This is a genomic window from Winogradskyella sp. 4-2091 (assembly GCF_045765065.1).
Classification (GTDB): Bacteria; Bacteroidota; Bacteroidia; order Flavobacteriales; family Flavobacteriaceae; genus Winogradskyella.
In genome coordinates, this window is the sequence record NZ_JBJKOD010000003.1 from 216,060 (window position 1) to 234,266 (window position 18,207).

Genomic DNA, 18,207 nt, shown 5'->3' on the forward strand with positions numbered 1-18,207 from the left:
TTTTTTTAAAAATCTATATTAACACCTAAAGTATAAACGGTAGGTCTTGGATAAGCGTTTCTATCAATACCTCCAAAATTTTCTGGATCTTCACCAGAATAGTCTGTAATTAAGAATGGGTTTGTTACAGAAGCATACAATCTAAACGAGCCATCTTTAATTAACTCATTAAAACGGTAACCTAAAGCTATATTATCACATCTTAAAAAAGTAGCGTCCTCTAAATAGTAGTCTGAGAATTGTACATTTCCATTTACATTATCAATTACTGGATTTGCAGAACCGTCATAAAAATTTAATACGTTAGTTAAATTATTTTGACTAGAAAAAACGGCACTTTCAGTAAAGCCAAAATTTAATTGAGCAAAATTATAGACGTTACCACCAATTTGTCCTCTGAAGCTAGAGCTTAAATCCCAGTTTTTGTAATTTGCATTTAGGTTAAAACCATATGTCCAGTTAGGTGTTACTTGCTTGTAATATCTATCATCATCTGTAATTTGGTTATCACCATTTAGATCTACAAACGCATTTGGAATAGGATTACCTTGAGCATCATAAACTTGTTTGAACACATAAGCACTTCCAGCTTGTTCATCAATAGCATGTCTCAACAAATCAGCACCAGTTCCTCTTAAAGTTCCACCTGCATTTAATGTTTCTAAACTATTTAAGTCTGTAACGATTGTAGAATTGTAAGATAAGTTACCACCTAAGCTAAGTGTAAAATCATCGGTATTTATAGGAGTTAAATTAATATTTAATTCAAAACCTTCACTTTCAGTTTCTCCAATGTTGTCAATAAATGAATTGGTTAATGCTTGTCCTGGAGGAACAGGAGCTTGTGCTAATAAATCTCTTGTATTTCTTCTATAAATATCAAAAGAACCAGAAAGCAATCCGTTATTGAACAAGTCGAAATCTAACCCTAAATTTATAGTACTAGTCTTTTCCCAAGTTAAGTTAGGGTTGAAGGCAACTGCGGAATAAAGCGATGAATTAGGGAAATACTGACTATTAGCATCTCCTGCTAAGAAAAGTGGGATTGATGGATAATAACCAACAGTACCAGTTATATCTTGCTGTCCTGTTTCTCCCCAACCTATACGTAACTTTAAAGAGTTAATTACTTTAGAGTTTTCTAAGAAAGCTTCTTCATTTATTTGCCATGCTAATGCTGCAGAAGGGAAATATCCCCATCTGTTTTCTTCAGTAAATAAAGAAGAGGCATCAGCTCTTACAGATGCTGTAAATAAATATCGATCCAAAATACTAACATTTCCTCTTGCGAAAAAAGATTGTAGATTTAATACATTATAATATCTGAAATTAGGATTTGCGGGATTTAAAACTGGTTCTCTTTGACCTGAATCTAAATCATACTGATAACGTTCTTGGTTACCGTCATTTTTAAAATTTTGATAAGAATATCCTGCTTGTAAATCCCATTTGTTAATGACTTTATCAGTTAGTAACTTTGTGTACTGTAAAAAACCATCTAAGGTTGTATTCGTAATTCTTTGGTTTTCTCTAAAATTAACACCAGGATTGAATAAAAAATTATTTTCTATATCTGAATTGCCTGCGTTAAATTGGTAAGTTTCAAAAGAATTCTCACTGAAACGTTCTTCAATTTTAGATCCAGAAGCATCTAAACCAAAGTTTACTACGGCTTTTAATTCTGGTAAAAATGGCATAGTGTAATCAAATTCAACATTTCCTAAGAAACGATATACGTTTTCAGGTCTTTCACGTTGTTCTAATCTAGCTAAAGGGTTAGATTGAATGATTCTTCTAAACGTGTCGTCATCATCAAAAGTAGTTAGGTAATATCCTCCAAATCTATTATTTTCAGAATTGTCATAAATAGGTTTTGTAGGATCAAATGTTAGTGCTTCACCTAAAGCTCCATCAGAATCAATAGCATTCTTAAATGCAAAAATACTTTTGGCGTTTACATCTATTTTAAGATTATCGTTCAATAATTTCGGAGTTAACTTAACAGACATTGTTAATCGCTCATAATCATCATTCTTTACAATACCTTCAGCATAAGTATATCCAACAGATCCTCTAAATGGAATTTTGTCAAATAAATTTGCTCTAGCGCTAAAGTTTGTATTAGATGTTGTAGCTGTTCTAGTTATAGCATCTCTCCAATCTGTATTATAAATGTTTCTTCCATTAAGTGTGCTAGATACAGTTTCACCTGTGCTAACAGAACCAGCTGGTACACCTAATTGACCAACTCTTGTTGGATGATATTCTTGAATAAATCTTGTGTATTCATCACCGTTCATCATATCTAAGCCGTCACCAATTTTACTAATTGAGTAATCCGTAGAGAACGTAAACTGTGGACCTCCAGAAGTTCCTTTCTTTGTTGTAATAATAATTACACCATTAGATGCTCTTGATCCATAAATAGCAGTAGCAGACGCATCTTTCAATATAGAAAAACTTTCTATATCGTTAGGGTTTACTAATGTTAAAGGGTTAGATACACCAGCCGGATTATCATTACCAATAGCAACACCATCAATTACAATTAATGGGTTGTTTTGCGCGTTAAGGGATGATCCACCTCTAATTCTAATATTTGGAGCAGCATCTGGAGAACCACCCGAAGTAGTTATTCTTACACCTGCAGCTTTACCATTTAATAATTGATCGGTAGAAACAATCGAACCTTTATTAAAATCCTTGGATGAAACGACATCAACAGAACCTGTTGCATCTTCCTTTTTCACAGAGCCGTATCCTATTAATACAACTTCATCTAATTGTGACGCATCTTCTTCAATGGCAACATCTATAGGAGACTGACCATTAAATACTATTTCTTGTGCGGTATAACCAACATAAGAAAAGACGAGAACTTCACCATTACTTACCTCTATTGAATAGTTGCCGTCAAAATTTGTCGAGGTTCCTCTAGAGGTCCCTTTAATAATGACATTTACACCTGGCAAAGGCATAGCATTTGCTTTATCTGTAACTGTACCTGTCGCAGTAGATTGCGCCATCAAGGAAGCAGGTAGAATAATTAGACAGAATAGTAAAGCATTTAAAAATGTTTTCATATAATGTTTTTAGTTAATTACTTAGTTAATTGATTTATATTTTCACTTCTCGGGTTAAATCTAGGTAAATTTAATGTGATTAGCGTGTTAAAAACTATGACGAAAGTCACGAAAACGTTTGCGTGTTAAAAACTTTTAAGATAAAATGGTATTAGCAGTAAAATAATAAAAAAAATACGTGATTTTCACTATTTCGTTTCAATATTAAGATATTGGCAATATTTAGTTTCTAATTTTGAACTATATTCGTTCCTTATTTAAAGTTAAAAATGAAAAAGAAAATAACATTAAAACAGATTGCAAGGGAATTGGATGTATCGATTTCTACAGTGTCTAAGGCCTTAAAAAATAGTAAGGAAATTAGTGCTGATACCATTCAAAAAGTCCAGGCTTTTGCTAAACTCTACAATTACAGACCCAATAACATTGCACTTAGTTTAAAAAACAGAAAGACAAATACCATCGGAATTATCATACCAGAAATAGTTCATCATTTTTTCTCAAAAGTAATTCGAGGTGTAGAATTGGTGGCAAACAAAAGAGGATATAATGTAATCATTGGGTTGTCTAATGAGTCATTTTCAAAAGAGGTAATTAATATGGAAATGCTTGCCAATGGTAGTATTGATGGGTTTATACTTTCCATGTCAAAAGAAACCTTGCTTCAACAAGATTATCACCATTATACAGAAACTATAAATCAAGGAATGCCTATTGTAATGTTTGATCGTGTGGTATCTGAGATTAAATGTGATAAAGTCATCGTGGATGACTTTAATGGCGCAAAAAATGCTGTTAAAAAATTGATTGCTAATAAATGTAAACAGATAGCCTTAATAACTACTAAAGATTACGTGAGTGTAGGTAAACTGAGAACTCAAGGGTATCTAGAAGCTTTGCATGAGAGTAATATAACACCTCAGGCTGAATTAATTTTAAAAATGGACGATACTTTAGATTACGAAGTTCATTTAGAAAAACTTGAAGCAGAAATAGAACAACTTTTCAAGGCACATAAAAAAATTGATGGTGTATTTGCTGTAAATGAATTGTATGCTTTATCGGCTATGAAAGTAGCAAGGAGATTAGGTTTAAATGTGCCTAATGATATTCAGGTAATTGGTTTTACAGATGGTGTGTTGTCAAAGCATTCAACACCTAGTTTAACTACAGTTAGTCAGCATGCGCAACTCATGGGAGAACGTGCTGCAGATTTATTAATTGATAAAATTGAAACGGAGTTTGATACCGAAGAAGAACAGTATCAGACTGTTGTTGTTAATACGGAATTAGTAGAGCGAGAATCCACCAAATAGAATTTTATCATTGTTATTTTAAAATCTTTCATATATTTGCTCCATATTCAAAACTTATATTTTCACTTCTCACATAAGTTTTGATAAGCATAGCTTGTCAGAATAGTATTAATTTAAATATACTATTTCATGAAAAAGCGTATTCTTGGATTTTGGGAAATTTGGAACATGAGTTTCGGGTTTTTAGGAATTCAATTCGGTTTTGCTTTGCAAGGTGGCTTTATGTCACGTATTTTCCAAACACTTGGTGCAGATAAGCATGACATCCCTTTATTGTGGATTGCAGCACCTTTAACAGGTTTACTTGTGCAGCCAATTATTGGTTATATGAGTGATAGAACTTGGAACTCTCGTTTTGGAAGACGACGACCGTATTTTCTTGTAGGAGCTGTTTTGAGCTCCATAGCTTTATTTTTTGTGCCATACTCGCCAGCCTTATGGGTTGCTGCAGGTTTTCTTTGGATTCTAGACGCATCCATTAACGTATCAATGGAGCCATTTAGAGCTTTAGTTGCAGATAAATTAGATGAGTCCCAAAGAACTTATGGTTTTGTAATGCAAACTTTAATTATTGGAATAGGTACTTGGGTAGCTAGTAATTTACCTTGGTTGGTTTCAAAAATGGGCGTAAGCGATTCTGCAGGACCTGGTATTGTTACTGATTCAGTTAAGGTTGCTTTTGCTATTGGAGCATTTGTATTCTTAATAAGTATTCTTTACACTGTATTTACAACAACTGAGTATCCGCCTGAGGATATGGAAGAGTTCGAAACAGAGAAAGCTAAAAAAAGTAGTTTTGTTTCAGATATTTTAAATAATATTGGGAACATGCCATCTACAATGAAAAAATTGGGCATCATTCAATTCTTTAGTTGGTTTGCCTTTTTTACCATGTGGAGTATGGCAAATCCGGCCTTAACAGAACATGTATTTAATACACCAGCACCTATAGAAGCTAATTTTGATATGACAAGTGCTATTGATAAAGAAGCATTCGATTTAGAAAACACAGCATTTCAAAAAGCATCTAATTCAGTTGGTTCTGCAATGGGAGTTTACGGACTTTCCTCAATGGCTTTTGCTTTATTATTAGTATTTTATACTTCAAAACGAAATATAAATAGAAAATATGTGCACATGCTATCCTTAATAATAGGAGGTGCAGGTTTCTTATTAATGACAGTTGTGTCACCAGAACAACTTAAATATTGTTTCATATTAATTGGTATTGCTTGGGGAAGTATTTTGTCCATGCCATACGCCATGCTTTCTAGTTCAGTAGACCCAAAGAAAATGGGAATGTTTATGGGTATTTTCAATATGTTTATTGTAATCCCTCAAATTATTGCGGCACTTGGTGGCATTAATTTCATTTCTGGTCTATTAGGAGAAGAAGCAATACATGCTATGACCATAGCAGGTTTAAGTTTAATTATCGCTGGTTTCTGTAATTTTTTAATTACGGAAAAAGCAGCAATATCATATCAACCTACAGAATAAAATTTAAAAATGAACAAAAAAGGATTCATATTCGATTTAGATGGTGTCATTGTAGATACTGCAAAATATCACTTTTTAGCGTGGCAAAGGTTAGCTAAAGGGTTAGATATTAATTTTACTGAAGAAGAAAACGAACAATTAAAAGGGGTTAGTAGAGTACGCTCACTAGAAAAAATACTGGCTTGGGGAAATAAAACTATTTCACAAGAATTGTTTGATGAACTCATGGGTAAGAAGAATGAAGAGTATCTCAGCTTCATTGCAGAAATGGATACAAATGAAATTTTACCAGATGTCCCAAGAGTATTGAAGTTTTTGAAGGAGATGGATCAACCTATTTCATTAGGTTCTGCGAGTAAAAATGCAAGAACAATTTTAGAACGCGTTAATCTTAAATCTAGTTTTAATGCCATAGTAGATGGTAATGATGTTTCAAAAGCAAAACCAGATCCTGAAGTCTTTTTAATTGCCGCTAAAGAAATTGATGTGAAACCAGAAGATTGTATTGTTTTTGAAGATTCAGTAGCTGGTGTTACTGCTGCAAACACAGCCAATATGATTTCAATTGGTATAGGAAGTAAGGATGTTTTAGGTCACGCAAATTATGTCTTTAAAGATTTTACAGAAATATCTAATGACCTCATTAAGTCCTTAATAGAAAATTAAATAAAAGTTAAATGATTGAATTGTTCTTGTCAAAGGACTTTAAAGGTGTTTTTCTAAATTTTGAAAACACACCAAACAAAATTCAATAAATATATCATTAAAATGAACCTAGATTATATCATTCCAAACAATTGGTCAATCATAGAAGAAGGATTTGACCCAAATCAGGTGAAAGCATCAGAAAGTTTATTTAGTATCGGAAATGGTGCTATGGGACAACGTGCTAATTTTGAAGAAAAATACTCAGGCCCAACTTTTCAAGGAAGTTATATTGCAGGAGTTTACTATCCCGACAAAACCAGAGTAGGTTGGTGGAAAAATGGCTATCCAGAATATTTTGCAAAAGTATTAAACGCACCAAATTGGATTGGTATTAATGTTTCTATAAACAATGAACAACTCGATTTATTTGCGTGTAAAGATGTCAAAAAATTCAGAAGAGAGTTGAACATGCAAGAGGGTTGGTTGTCAAGAAGTTTTGTGGCGACGCTTCAAAATGATATAGAAGTTGAAGTTAAAACAAAACGGTTCTTAAGTTTAAATTTAGACGAAGTAGGTGCAATAGATTTTAGTATAACACCACTAAATTCAGATGCAGAAATTACATTTGAGCCATATTTAGATTCTGGTATTACTAATGAAGATACCAATTGGGATGATAAGTTTTGGGATACATTACAGGTTAGTCATGAGAATAACCAAGCCTTTATCCAGGCAAAAACCATGAAAACAGATTTTTATACATGTACCTTCATGGAATCTCAAGTTTTTATAGATGGGAAATCTATATTGGTAGAGCCTAATTTCAAAGCAGATGCTAATTTGGCTTCATTTAGTTATGCATACGACGTTAAGCAAGGCGAAACATACGCAATAAATAAATTTGGTGGATACACCGTAGATAGAAATCACAATAAAAATGAATTAATTGCAGTAGCAAAAACGTCATTAAGTAAAGCAAAATCTTTAGGTTTTAATAATTTGTTAGAAGACCAAAAGCAAGCTTGGGCTAAAATATGGGATATGGCAGACATCACTATCGAAGGCGATGTTAAAGCTCAACAAGGTATTCGTTTTAATATTTTCCATCTTAATCAAACTTATCTAGGAACAGATCCATTATTGAATATAGGACCAAAAGGATTTACTGGAGAGAAATATGGAGGAAGTACATACTGGGACACAGAATCATATTGTATTCCTTTCTATATGGCTACTAAAGATCAAGAAGTAGCAAGGAATCTTTTAACGTATAGATATAAGCATTTAGAAAAAGCAATAGAAAATGCAGAGAAATTAGGGTTTTCTAATGGAGCAGCATTGTACCCAATGGTAACTATGAATGGCGAAGAATGCCATAACGAATGGGAAATTACATTTGAAGAAATCCACAGAAATGGAGCCATTGCTTTTGCTATTTTTAATTATTACAGATACACAGGAGACTTCAGTTACATACCAGAAATGGGATTAGAAGTTTTAATTGGTATTGCACGTTTTTGGCATCAAAGAGCTAATTTTTCTACAAAGAAAAATAAATATGTAATCCTTGGTGTAACAGGGCCTAACGAATACGAAAACAACGTTAATAATAATTGGTACACTAACTACATTGCAAAATGGTGTATTGATTATACTTTAGAAACGATCAAAAAAGTAAAAGAAGGTCATAGCGATGATTACGCTAGGATTTCGGGCAAAACTAAAATTTCTCACGAAGAATTAGCACTTTGGGAAAAGGTAGCAGACAATATGTATTTTCCATATTCTGAGGAGGAAAACGTTTATCTGCAACAAGATGGTTTCTTAGATAAAGAATTAATTACGGTTGCTGATTTAGATAAATCGCAACGACCAATAAATCAGAAATGGTCTTGGGATAGAATTCTACGTTCACCATATATAAAACAAGCCGATTTGCTTCAAGGAATGTATTTCTTTGAAGATCAATTTACAACCGAAGAACTAGAGCGTCATTTTGATTTTTATGAGCCATTTACGGTTCATGAAAGTTCATTATCGCCATGTGTTCACAGTATTCAAGCGGCTAAATTAGATAGAATGGACCAAGCCTATACCTTCTATTTAAGAACATCGCGTTTAGATTTAGATGACTATAATCACGAAGTTCACGAAGGTTTACACATTACTTCAATGGCTGGTACTTGGATGAGTATTGTTGAAGGTTTTGGTGGTATGCGTGTTAAAAATGACACTTTATCTTTTGAGCCAAAAATTCCTTCGCAATGGGAAGGTTATTCATTTAAAGTGAATTTTAGACATCAAGTTATCACTGTAAGTGTTAACCAAAATGAAACACAATTTAAACTTGAAGGCGATAAAGAATTAACCATTTATGTAGATGGAAAAGAGGTTTCTATAAATCCTAATAATATGGTTACTATTTAACTTAAAAGACCTAATAGGTTTTTAAAACCTAGCAGGTCTAAAATATCAATAAAAAATCCTGCAAGGTTTCAAAAACCTTGTAGGTATTCGTTTAAACTTACTACAAGGACTTGTTTCATTTATAAAATATAATTACAATGAAAGCACTAAAACTAACTCTATTAACACTATTAGTTGCAACGGTGTTTTCATGCCAAGAAACTAAATCTGAAGAAAATGAAGTTTCAGAATCTGTAACTGAAATCCTAAACGATATTGAAAAAATGGAGCCACCACATTGGTGGGTTGGTTTCAAAAATCAAGACTTGCAATTATTGGTAAAGCATCCTAATATTGGTAAAGCGACAGCAAAAATTAATTATTCTGGTGTTAGTTTAGTGGAAACACATAAAGCAGATAGTCCAAATTATCTGTTTTTAGATTTAGAGATTTCTGAAACGGCAAAAGCAGGGAAATTCAATATTACATTTCAGCTCGAAGATAGTTCCGAATTAATTCAAACTTACGAGTTAAAATCAAGAGAAAAATCAGCGGAAGATTACATAGGTTTCAATAGTTCAGATGCCGTTTATCTTATCACACCAGATCGTTTTGCTAATGCAAACTCAGAAAATGATGAGGTTGATGGGCTTTTACAACAAGGAATTGATAGAACTGATGGTTACGCAAGGCATGGAGGCGATTTACAAGGAATTACAGATCATTTAGATTATATAGAAAACCTTGGATTTACAGCAGTTTGGCCATGTCCTGTTTTAATAAATAATATGCCAAGTGGTTCTTATCATGGTTATGCAATGACTGATTTTTATAAGGTAGATCCAAGATTCGGAACTTTAGAAGACTATAAAAAATTAGCTTCAGATTTAGAGTCTAGAGATATGAAACTTATCATGGACCAAGTAGCAAATCATTGTGGTTTAGAACATTGGTGGATGAAAGATTTACCGTTTAAAGATTGGGTAAATTATCAAGAAAACTACGAGAAAAACATAAATAATTGGGATAGTAAAACAACTATAACTTCTAATCATAGACGTACTTCTAATCAAGATTTATACGCATCTAAAAAAGATAATGAAGGCATGACAGATGGTTGGTTTGTATCTGGAATGCCAGATTTAAATCAGCGCAATCCGTTTATGGCTAAATACATTATACAGAATAGTATTTGGTGGGTAGAAACTTTAGAATTAGGAGGCATTCGTCAAGACACATATCCTTATCCTGATAAAGATTTTATGAGTGATTGGGCAGGTTCAATAATGACAGAATACCCAAATTTTTCGATAGTAGGTGAAGAGTGGAGTTACAATCCTTTACTTATTGCTTATTGGCAAGATGGTCATAAAAACGCAGATGGTTATGATTCTAATTTAAAATCAACTATGGATTTCGCCATGCAAAGAACTATTGTTGAAGCTTTAAAAGAAAATGAATCTTGGGATAAAGGTCTGGTAAAAATGTACGAAGGTTTAGCTAACGATTTTGTGTATGCGTCGCCAAAAGATATTATGGTGTTTCCAGATAATCATGATATGAGTCGAATTTTTACACAATTAGATGGGAATATTACTAATACTAAAATGGCTCTAAGTTACCTCTTAATGATGCCTAGAATTCCTCAAATTTATTACGGAACAGAAATCTTAATGGACGATTTTGATAAACCTGGAGATCATGGGTTAATCCGTACAGATTTCCCAGGAGGTTGGGAAGGCGATTCTATAAATGCGTTTACAGGTGAAGGACTTACAGATTCTCAAAAAGACATGCAATCTTTTTTAAGCAAGATGTTAAATTACAGAAAGACTAGTGAAGCTTTACATAACGGTAAAACGCTCCATTTTGCGCCTCTTAACGGAATTTATATGTTAGCAAGAGTGATTGATGACGAAACTGTTGTTCATATTATTAACAAGAATGATGAGGCCCAAGATTTGGATTTATCTCGATTTGAAGAGTTAGGTTTAAACGGAAAAACGCTAACTAATATTATTTCAAAAGAAACCCTAATTTGGAATTCTAGTTTAATATTAGAAACAAAAGGAAGTATTATTTTAACAACCAAATCATTATAGCATGAAAAGTGTTTTACTACTATTGAGTGTTAGTTTATTTATGTTTTCATGTAAAAATGAAACAAAAAGTCAAGAAGTGAATACTTTAGAAATAGACAGTGTTGATGCACCTTTAAATTTTCAGCATTTAAAAAGCGCAAGACTTTATAAAGGCGAAATCCATAGAATAGATAGTTTTCCATCTAACTATATTACACCAAGACCAGTAGATGTTTGGCTGCCAGAAAGCTATGTAGAAAACAAAACTTATGATGTACTTTATATGCACGATGGTCAAATGTTATTCGATTCATTATCAACTTGGAATAAACAAGAATGGAAAGTAGATGAATGGGCTTCAGAATTAATGTCAGAAGGGAAAACTAAGGATTTTATAGTAGTTGCTGTTCATAATATTGCAAAACTACGTTGGCAAGACTTATTTCCTCAAAAGGCCTTCGATTATATAAACGAAGCCACTAAGGATAGCTTAAAAGATCTTTCGGGTTCAAAGGATTTTAAACTAAAGGGTGATAATTATTTAAAATTTATTGTTGAAGAATTGAAGCCAAAAATAGATAAAACGTATGCTGTGAATCCTGAGAAAGAAAGCACGTTTGTAATGGGTTCTAGTATGGGAGGATTAATGTCTATGTATGCCATTTCTGAGTATCCTGAAGTTTTTAGTGGTGCAGCATGTTTATCTACGCATTGGCCAGGTGCAATGCCAATGGAGAATAATCCGTATCCTGAAGCTATTTTTAAATATATGGACGCTAATTTACCACAAGCTGGTGGATACAGGTTGTATTTTGATTATGGAAATAAAACCTTAGACGAGCATTATCCGCAATATGCGCCAAGGGTAAATGACATATTAAAATCAAAAGGCTACACCCAAGATAATTCTAAAAACTTATTTTTTGAAGGAACAGATCATTCTGAAAATTCTTGGAATAGTAGATTAGATCAACCACTAATGTTTTTGTTAGGTAAAGACTAAATTATGAAGCAATTAATTTTATCAATAATAATTCTTTTTTCTTTTGCCTGTTTATCGGCTCAAAATACAAATCGTGTTTTTAAAAGTGCTGTAAAACAAGGACTAGATTTAAAGATAGAAGTCAATGATGGTTATTACTTGATAAAGCCATATTCTTCTAATATTATTGAAACCACTTTTGTTCCAAAAGGCGATTATTACAAATCGCAATCTCATGCTGTTGTAGCAAAACCTTATGGTTCTTATTTTGAGATGACTGATAGAGGTAATGATGTTGTATTAAAAACAAAGGGCTTATATGTAACAATTACAAAGAGCCCATTTCAAATTTCATATTACTATAAAAATCAATTTATTGTTTCAGAAAAAGAAGGTTATGTAAAAAATGACAGTTTAGAAACCATTCAATTTAACCTTACAAAAGATGAAGTATTATATGGCGGAGGCGCAAGAGCTTTAGGTATGAATCGTCGTGGAAACCGACTTCAACTATACAATAGAGCACATTATGGTTATGAAACCCATAGTGAATTAATGAATTTTACAATGCCAATTGTGGTATCATCTAAACAATACATGTTGCACTTTGATAATGCACCAATAGGATTTTTAGACTTGGATAGTAAAAGTGATAACACCTTAACTTATGAAACTATATCTGGTAGAAAAACCTATCAGGTCATCGTTGGAGATTCATGGTTAAATTTAATTAATAATTATACAGATTTAACAGGTAAGCAACCTATGCTTCCGCGTTGGGCTTTAGGGAATTTTTCTAGCCGTTTTGGTTATCATTCTCAAAAGGAAGTGGAGACGACCATTGCGACATTTAAAGACGAAAAAATTCCGGTAGATGCTATTATTCTAGATTTATATTGGTTTGGAAAAGAGTTAAAAGGCACTATGGGGAATTTGGAAGTTTTTAGAGATTCCTTCCCAGATTTTGAAGGCATGGTAAAACGCTTAAACGACAAAGGCGTAAAAACTATAACTATTACGGAGCCATTTATTTTAACAACATCAAATAAATGGGATGAAGCTGTTCAAAATAGAATCTTAGCAAAAGATGCTATGGGAAATCCGGCTAAATACGATTTCTACTTTGGCAACACTGGACTCATTGATATATATAATCCTGATGGTGAAAAATGGTTTTGGAATATCTATAAAGATTTGGCTAATAAAGGTGTTGCAGGTGTTTGGGGAGATTTGGGAGAGCCAGAAGTACATCCAGATTGGGTAATGCACAAAACAGGATCTGCTAACGAGGTTCATAATATATACGGACACGATTGGGCAAGATTAGTATATGAAGGTTATGAGCGCGATTTTCCAAATACAAGACCATTTATTTTAATGCGAGCGGGTTATTCTGGCTCACAACGCTATGGAATGATTCCTTGGTCTGGAGATGTTAACAGAACTTGGGGAGGATTACAATCGCAACCAGAAATTGTGTTACAAATGGGTATGCAAGGTTTGGCATATATGCATAGTGATTTAGGTGGCTTTGCGGGTGCAAATTTAGATGATGAATTGTATGTGCGTTGGTTACAATATGGTGTTTTCAATCCTATTTTTAGACCTCATGCACAAGAAGATGTGCCAAGTGAGCCAATTTATAGGAGTGAACATGCCAAAGCATTAGTCAAGCAAGCTATAGAATTACGTTATAAATTATTGCCTTACAATTATAATTTAGTTTATGAAAATAGCCAATTAGGTAAACCTTTAATGCGACCATTGTTCTTTGAAGAACCTACGAATAAGAATTTGTTTAATTATTCAAAAGCCTATTTGTGGGGAAATGATATATTGGTGTCGCCAGTTTTAGAACCAAAAATTACAGAGCAGGAAGTTTATTTTCCAAAAGATAATGTTTGGTTTGATTTCTATACAGATGAAAAAATAAAAGGAGGACAAACAAAAACAATAGAGTTAAATGAAAATTCTATACCTACTTACATTAGAGCTGGTGCTTTCATTCCCAATCTTTCAATTATTCAAACTACTGATAATTATGATGACTCCATGTATAAGATTGAATATTATCATGATGCCAGCGTGCTATCTAGCAGTCAACAGATTTATACAGATGATGGTGTTTCTGCCAAGACCATAAAAAATAATGATTATGAAATTTTAAAGCTAGATATGAACGTAAAGGGTTCAACATTAGAATTTAAAATTAGTAATGAAATAGGAAAAAATTTCAATCCAAAATCGCGTAGATTTTATTTAACAATTCATGGTTTAGAACATAAACCCAAGCGTATAAAGGTTGGTAAGTATTCATCTTTTGATTGGTCGGAGAGTTCTAAAACTTTAAGAATTCCTATTGAAAGAAATTCAAGTGAAACATCAGTTGTAACTGTTAAACTCAAAAAGTAGTTTAAATGAAAATTATAAGAAAAAGTATTATTTTAATAGCTGTATTCAGCATTTTTGGATGTGAGAATGAAACTAAAACACCCTTAGAGTTCAAAGAAATAAAAATTAATATGAAGAAAAAAGAAGTCGTATATCAAGTTTTTACTCGCTTATTCGGAAACACGAATACCACTAATAAACCTTGGGGAACACTTCAAGAAAATGGAGTAGGTAAGTTTAATGATTTTACAGATAAAGCTCTAAAAGAAATAAAGGATTTAGGTGTAACACATATTTGGTATACAGGAGTTCCACATCATGATGTGATTACGGATTATTCACAATTTGGGATTTCTAATGATGATCCAGATATTGTAAAAGGTCGAGCAGGTTCGCCATATGCAGTAAAAGATTACTACAATGTAAATCCAGATTTAGCTGTAAATGTTGAAAACAGACTCGAAGAATTTGAAGCTTTAATTGAACGTTCTCACAAAGCAAATTTAAAAGTGATTATTGATATTGTTCCTAATCACGTGGCTCGTAATTATCAAAGTTTAACTAATCCTGAAGGATCAACAGATTTTGGAGCAGAGGATGATAAAACAAAAACGTACGATGTTAATAATAACTTTTATTACAATCCAGGAGAAGCTTTTACAGTACCAGAATGGAAACATGGTTACCAACCCTTAGGTGGAGAAAAAAATAGTTTAGCAGATAGTAAGTTTGAAGAAATTCCTGCAAAATGGACAGGTAATGGATCTAGAGCTTCACAACCAGATATTAATGACTGGTATGAAACTGTAAAAGTAAATTACGGCATTAGTCCAGAAGGTAGAAAAGATTTTGATGAATTACCTGCTGGTTTTGAAAACGAAAATTACAAAAAGCATTACGAATTTTGGAAAGATAAAACCGTACCAAGTTCTTGGGTTAAATTTAAGGATATTGCGTTGTATTGGACGGCAAAAGGTGTTGATGGTTTTAGATACGATATGGCAGAAATGGTGCCAGTTGAATTTTGGAGTTATATGAACTCTCATGTAAAAATGAAAAACCCAGAAGCCTTTTTATTAGCTGAGGTCTATAACCCAAGTTTGTATAGAGATTACATTAAACGTGGTAAAATGGATTATTTATATGATAAAGTTCAGCTCTATGATACCCTTAAACACGTAATGCAAGGTCACGGAAGTACAGACAATATTCCACCAATTTTAAATGATTTAAGTGATATTGAACATCATATGCTTCATTTTTTAGAAAACCATGATGAGCAACGAATTGCTAGTCCAGATTTTGCTGGTAGCGCAGAAAAAGGAAAACCAGCCATAGTGGTTTCTGCAACATCATCTACTGCACCAACAATGATATATTTTGGGCAAGAATTTGGTGAACCTGGTGCAGAGGATTTAGGTTTTGGAGATCCAACAAGAACTTCAATTTTCGATTATGGCTCAGTGCCTAGTTTAGTGCGTTGGGTAAACGATAAAAAGTTTGATGGCGGACAATTAACCAAGCAAGAAGATGAACTTCGTGATTTTTATAAACGTCTATTGAATTTCACAATAAATAGTTCTGCTTTGATGGGCAATTATCAAGATCTTCAACATTACAATCATCAACACACAGAATGGTATAACGATAAAGTTTTATCGTTTGTTCGTTGGAGTAGTGATGAAAAACTAATTGTCATTTCAAATTTCAATGCAGATAACACCTATGGATTCGAGTTGCAGTTACCAGAAGATCTAGTTCAAAAATTACAACTAAAAGATGGAGAATACAACGTTGAAGATCAATTATACAATACGTACGCTTCAACTTTAAAAGTAAAAGATGGAAAGGCCAATGTAAGAATTGATATTAAGCCTTTAGAGTCGTTTATTTTGAAAATTGAAAATTAAAACGACAAGACATAATAGTTTCTATAAATTTATAAACAACAATGAAAAAACTAATTTTATTCACGATAATTCTAATCACTTTGAGTTGTAAAGATAAAGCAGAAGATAACAGAAGCAGTAGGGATGCGTCAGCAGAAGTAACTGAAACACCTTTTGTTTGGGAAGGCGCAAATCTTTATTTTTTACTCACGGATAGATTTAATAATGGAGATCAATCTAATGATGTAAATTTTAATAGAACTCGAAAAACTGGTAAGCTAAGAGGTTTTAAAGGAGGTGATATAAAAGGGATTACTCAAAAAGTGAAAGAAGGTTATTTTACAAAATTAGGTATTAATGCAATTTGGATGACTCCAATTGTTGAGCAAATCCATGGAGGAACAGATGAAGGAACAGGAGTATCTTATGGTTTTCATGGGTATTGGACAAAAGATTGGACTCGTATTGATCCTAATTTTGGGACCAAAGAAGATTTACGTGAGTTAATAAAAGAAGCACATGAAAGAGGTATTAGAATAGTATTAGATGCCGTTATTAATCATACTGGTCCTGTAACAGATAAAGATCCAGTTTGGCCAGAAGAATGGGTAAGAACAGATAAGCAATGTACCTACGATAATTATGATAATACGATTAGCTGTACGTTGGTTGCAAATCTTCCTGATATTAGAACAGAAAGTAATGAAAATGTAGAATTGCCACCGCAATTAGTAGAAAAGTGGAAAGCCGAAGGTCGTTACGAACAAGAGGTAAAAGAACTCGATGCGTTTTTTGAAAGAACGGGCCATCCTAGAGCACCACGTTTTTATATCATGAAATGGTTAACAGATTACATTACCGAATTTGGAGTTGATGGATATAGAGTAGATACTGTAAAACATGTCGAAGAATATGTGTGGACAGAATTCAAAGTAGAATGCGATTTTGCTTTTGCAGAATACAAAAAGAACAATGCTGAAAAAGTACTAGATGACAACAATTTTTACCTTGTTGGCGAAGTATACAATTATGGCGTAAGCTCAGGCCAGGAGTTTGATTTTGGCGATAGAAAGGTCAATTATTTTAATCCACCGAGTTTTCAAAGTCTCATCAATTTTGAATTTAAATATAATTCTAAGGATAAAGATTACGAAGACTTATTTAAACATTATAATGCTATTTTACATGATGAGTTGAAGGACTTTGGAACATTAAATTACCTCAGCTCACATGATGATGGTAGTCCATTTGATGCCCAAAGAAAAAAGCCTTACGAAACTGCAAATAAACTTTTATTGTCGCCAGGAACATCGCAAGTTTATTATGGAGACGAATCCTCAAGATCATTAATAGTTCCGGACACAGAAGGAGATGCTACATTGCGATCTATGATGAATTGGGATTCTATAGCCAAAAGAAAACGCATAAAAGAAGTTTTAACACATTGGCAGAAATTAGGTCAATTTAGAGCAAAACATCCTGCTGTTGGTGCAGGTACTCACCAAATGATAACGTCTTCTCCTTACTATTTTTATAGGAGCTACCAGAAAGGTGATTTTAAGGATTTAGTGTTAATAGGGTTAGACTTAGAACAAGGCAAGAAGGTCATAGATGTTTCTAAAATTTTTGAAGAAGGAGATGTTTTAAATGATACATATTCAGGCAAAACGGCAACAGTAGAAAATGGTGAGATTACAATAGACTCAGAATTTGAAGTCGTACTGATAGAAAAAAAATAATCTATTTATTATCCTACTAGGTTTCAAAAGCCTTGTAGTTATGGATTATAGACTTAGAAGGTTTTTAAAACCTAGCAAGTCTCTTAGTAAAGTAATAAAATAAAAAAAACGAACCTATGAGGTGCCGACTGCGATTATGCTCAGTTAGCATTAATATTAGTTGGTCTAAAAC

10 protein-coding genes are annotated in these 18,207 nt (G+C 32.9%); 9 read left to right on the forward strand and 1 reads right to left on the reverse strand.

The window, feature by feature from the left end:
- Positions 1–5: 5 nt before the first annotated feature.
- Complete coding sequence (locus tag ACJBCC_RS05565; RefSeq protein ID WP_407556608.1) at positions 6–3,083, reverse strand: SusC/RagA family TonB-linked outer membrane protein; 3,078 nt, start codon at positions 3,081–3,083, stop codon at positions 6–8.
- A 269-nt stretch (positions 3,084–3,352) separates the two neighbouring features.
- Here ACJBCC_RS05565 and ACJBCC_RS05570 point away from each other — a divergent pair, with 269 nt between their 5' ends.
- The 9 genes from ACJBCC_RS05570 (at position 3,353) to ACJBCC_RS05610 (ending at position 18,035) form a co-directional block, all read left to right on the forward strand.
- Positions 3,353–4,399 (forward strand): LacI family DNA-binding transcriptional regulator, encoded by a 1,047-nt coding sequence (locus tag ACJBCC_RS05570; RefSeq protein WP_299102162.1) that lies wholly within the window; start codon positions 3,353–3,355, stop codon positions 4,397–4,399.
- 129 nt (positions 4,400–4,528) lie between these two features.
- The gene (locus ACJBCC_RS05575) at positions 4,529–5,899 is read left to right on the forward strand and encodes an MFS transporter (RefSeq protein WP_407556609.1); all 1,371 of its coding nucleotides are present in this window, start codon (positions 4,529–4,531) and stop codon (positions 5,897–5,899) included.
- A gap of 9 nt (positions 5,900–5,908) precedes the next feature.
- Positions 5,909–6,565, forward strand: coding sequence for a beta-phosphoglucomutase (gene pgmB, locus ACJBCC_RS05580; protein ID WP_407556610.1), 657 nt, complete (start codon positions 5,909–5,911; stop codon positions 6,563–6,565).
- A 102-nt stretch (positions 6,566–6,667) separates the two neighbouring features.
- Entirely contained in the window at positions 6,668–8,974 is a 2,307-nt protein-coding gene (locus ACJBCC_RS05585; RefSeq protein WP_407556678.1) for a glycoside hydrolase family 65 protein, read from the forward strand.
- 137 nt (positions 8,975–9,111) lie between these two features.
- The gene (locus tag ACJBCC_RS05590; RefSeq protein WP_407556611.1) at positions 9,112–11,055 is read left to right on the forward strand and encodes a glycoside hydrolase family 13 protein; all 1,944 of its coding nucleotides are present in this window, start codon (positions 9,112–9,114) and stop codon (positions 11,053–11,055) included.
- Position 11,056: 1 nt separating this feature from the next.
- Positions 11,057–12,037, forward strand: a complete 981-nt coding sequence (locus ACJBCC_RS05595; RefSeq protein ID WP_407556612.1) for an alpha/beta hydrolase — start codon at positions 11,057–11,059, stop codon at positions 12,035–12,037.
- A 3-nt stretch (positions 12,038–12,040) separates the two neighbouring features.
- Positions 12,041–14,428: a TIM-barrel domain-containing protein gene (locus ACJBCC_RS05600; protein ID WP_407556613.1), complete on the forward strand. Its 2,388-nt coding sequence runs from the start codon at positions 12,041–12,043 to the stop codon at positions 14,426–14,428.
- A 5-nt stretch (positions 14,429–14,433) separates the two neighbouring features.
- Positions 14,434–16,317: an alpha-amylase family glycosyl hydrolase gene (locus ACJBCC_RS05605; RefSeq protein ID WP_407556614.1), complete on the forward strand. Its 1,884-nt coding sequence runs from the start codon at positions 14,434–14,436 to the stop codon at positions 16,315–16,317.
- Positions 16,318–16,358: 41 nt separating this feature from the next.
- Positions 16,359–18,035 (forward strand): alpha-amylase family glycosyl hydrolase, encoded by a 1,677-nt coding sequence (locus ACJBCC_RS05610; protein WP_407556615.1) that lies wholly within the window; start codon positions 16,359–16,361, stop codon positions 18,033–18,035.
- Positions 18,036–18,207: the final 172 nt, after the last annotated feature.

Bases quoted from the DNA above. Each gene is read 5' to 3' on its own strand.
- ACJBCC_RS05590 (WP_407556611.1), top strand. From the start codon at position 9,112: ATGAAAGCACTAAAACTAACTCTATTAACACTATTAGTTGCAACGGTG.
- ACJBCC_RS05575 (WP_407556609.1), top strand. From the start codon at position 4,529: ATGAAAAAGCGTATTCTTGGATTTTGGGAAATTTGGAACATGAGTTTC.
- ACJBCC_RS05600 (WP_407556613.1), top strand. From the start codon at position 12,041: ATGAAGCAATTAATTTTATCAATAATAATTCTTTTTTCTTTTGCCTGT.
- ACJBCC_RS05570 (WP_299102162.1), top strand. From the start codon at position 3,353: ATGAAAAAGAAAATAACATTAAAACAGATTGCAAGGGAATTGGATGTA.
- ACJBCC_RS05565 (WP_407556608.1), bottom strand. From the start codon at position 3,083: ATGAAAACATTTTTAAATGCTTTACTATTCTGTCTAATTATTCTACCT.
- ACJBCC_RS05585 (WP_407556678.1), top strand. From the start codon at position 6,668: ATGAACCTAGATTATATCATTCCAAACAATTGGTCAATCATAGAAGAA.
- ACJBCC_RS05610 (WP_407556615.1), top strand. From the start codon at position 16,359: ATGAAAAAACTAATTTTATTCACGATAATTCTAATCACTTTGAGTTGT.
- pgmB (WP_407556610.1), top strand. From the start codon at position 5,909: ATGAACAAAAAAGGATTCATATTCGATTTAGATGGTGTCATTGTAGAT.
- ACJBCC_RS05605 (WP_407556614.1), top strand. From the start codon at position 14,434: ATGAAAATTATAAGAAAAAGTATTATTTTAATAGCTGTATTCAGCATT.
- ACJBCC_RS05595 (WP_407556612.1), top strand. From the start codon at position 11,057: ATGAAAAGTGTTTTACTACTATTGAGTGTTAGTTTATTTATGTTTTCA.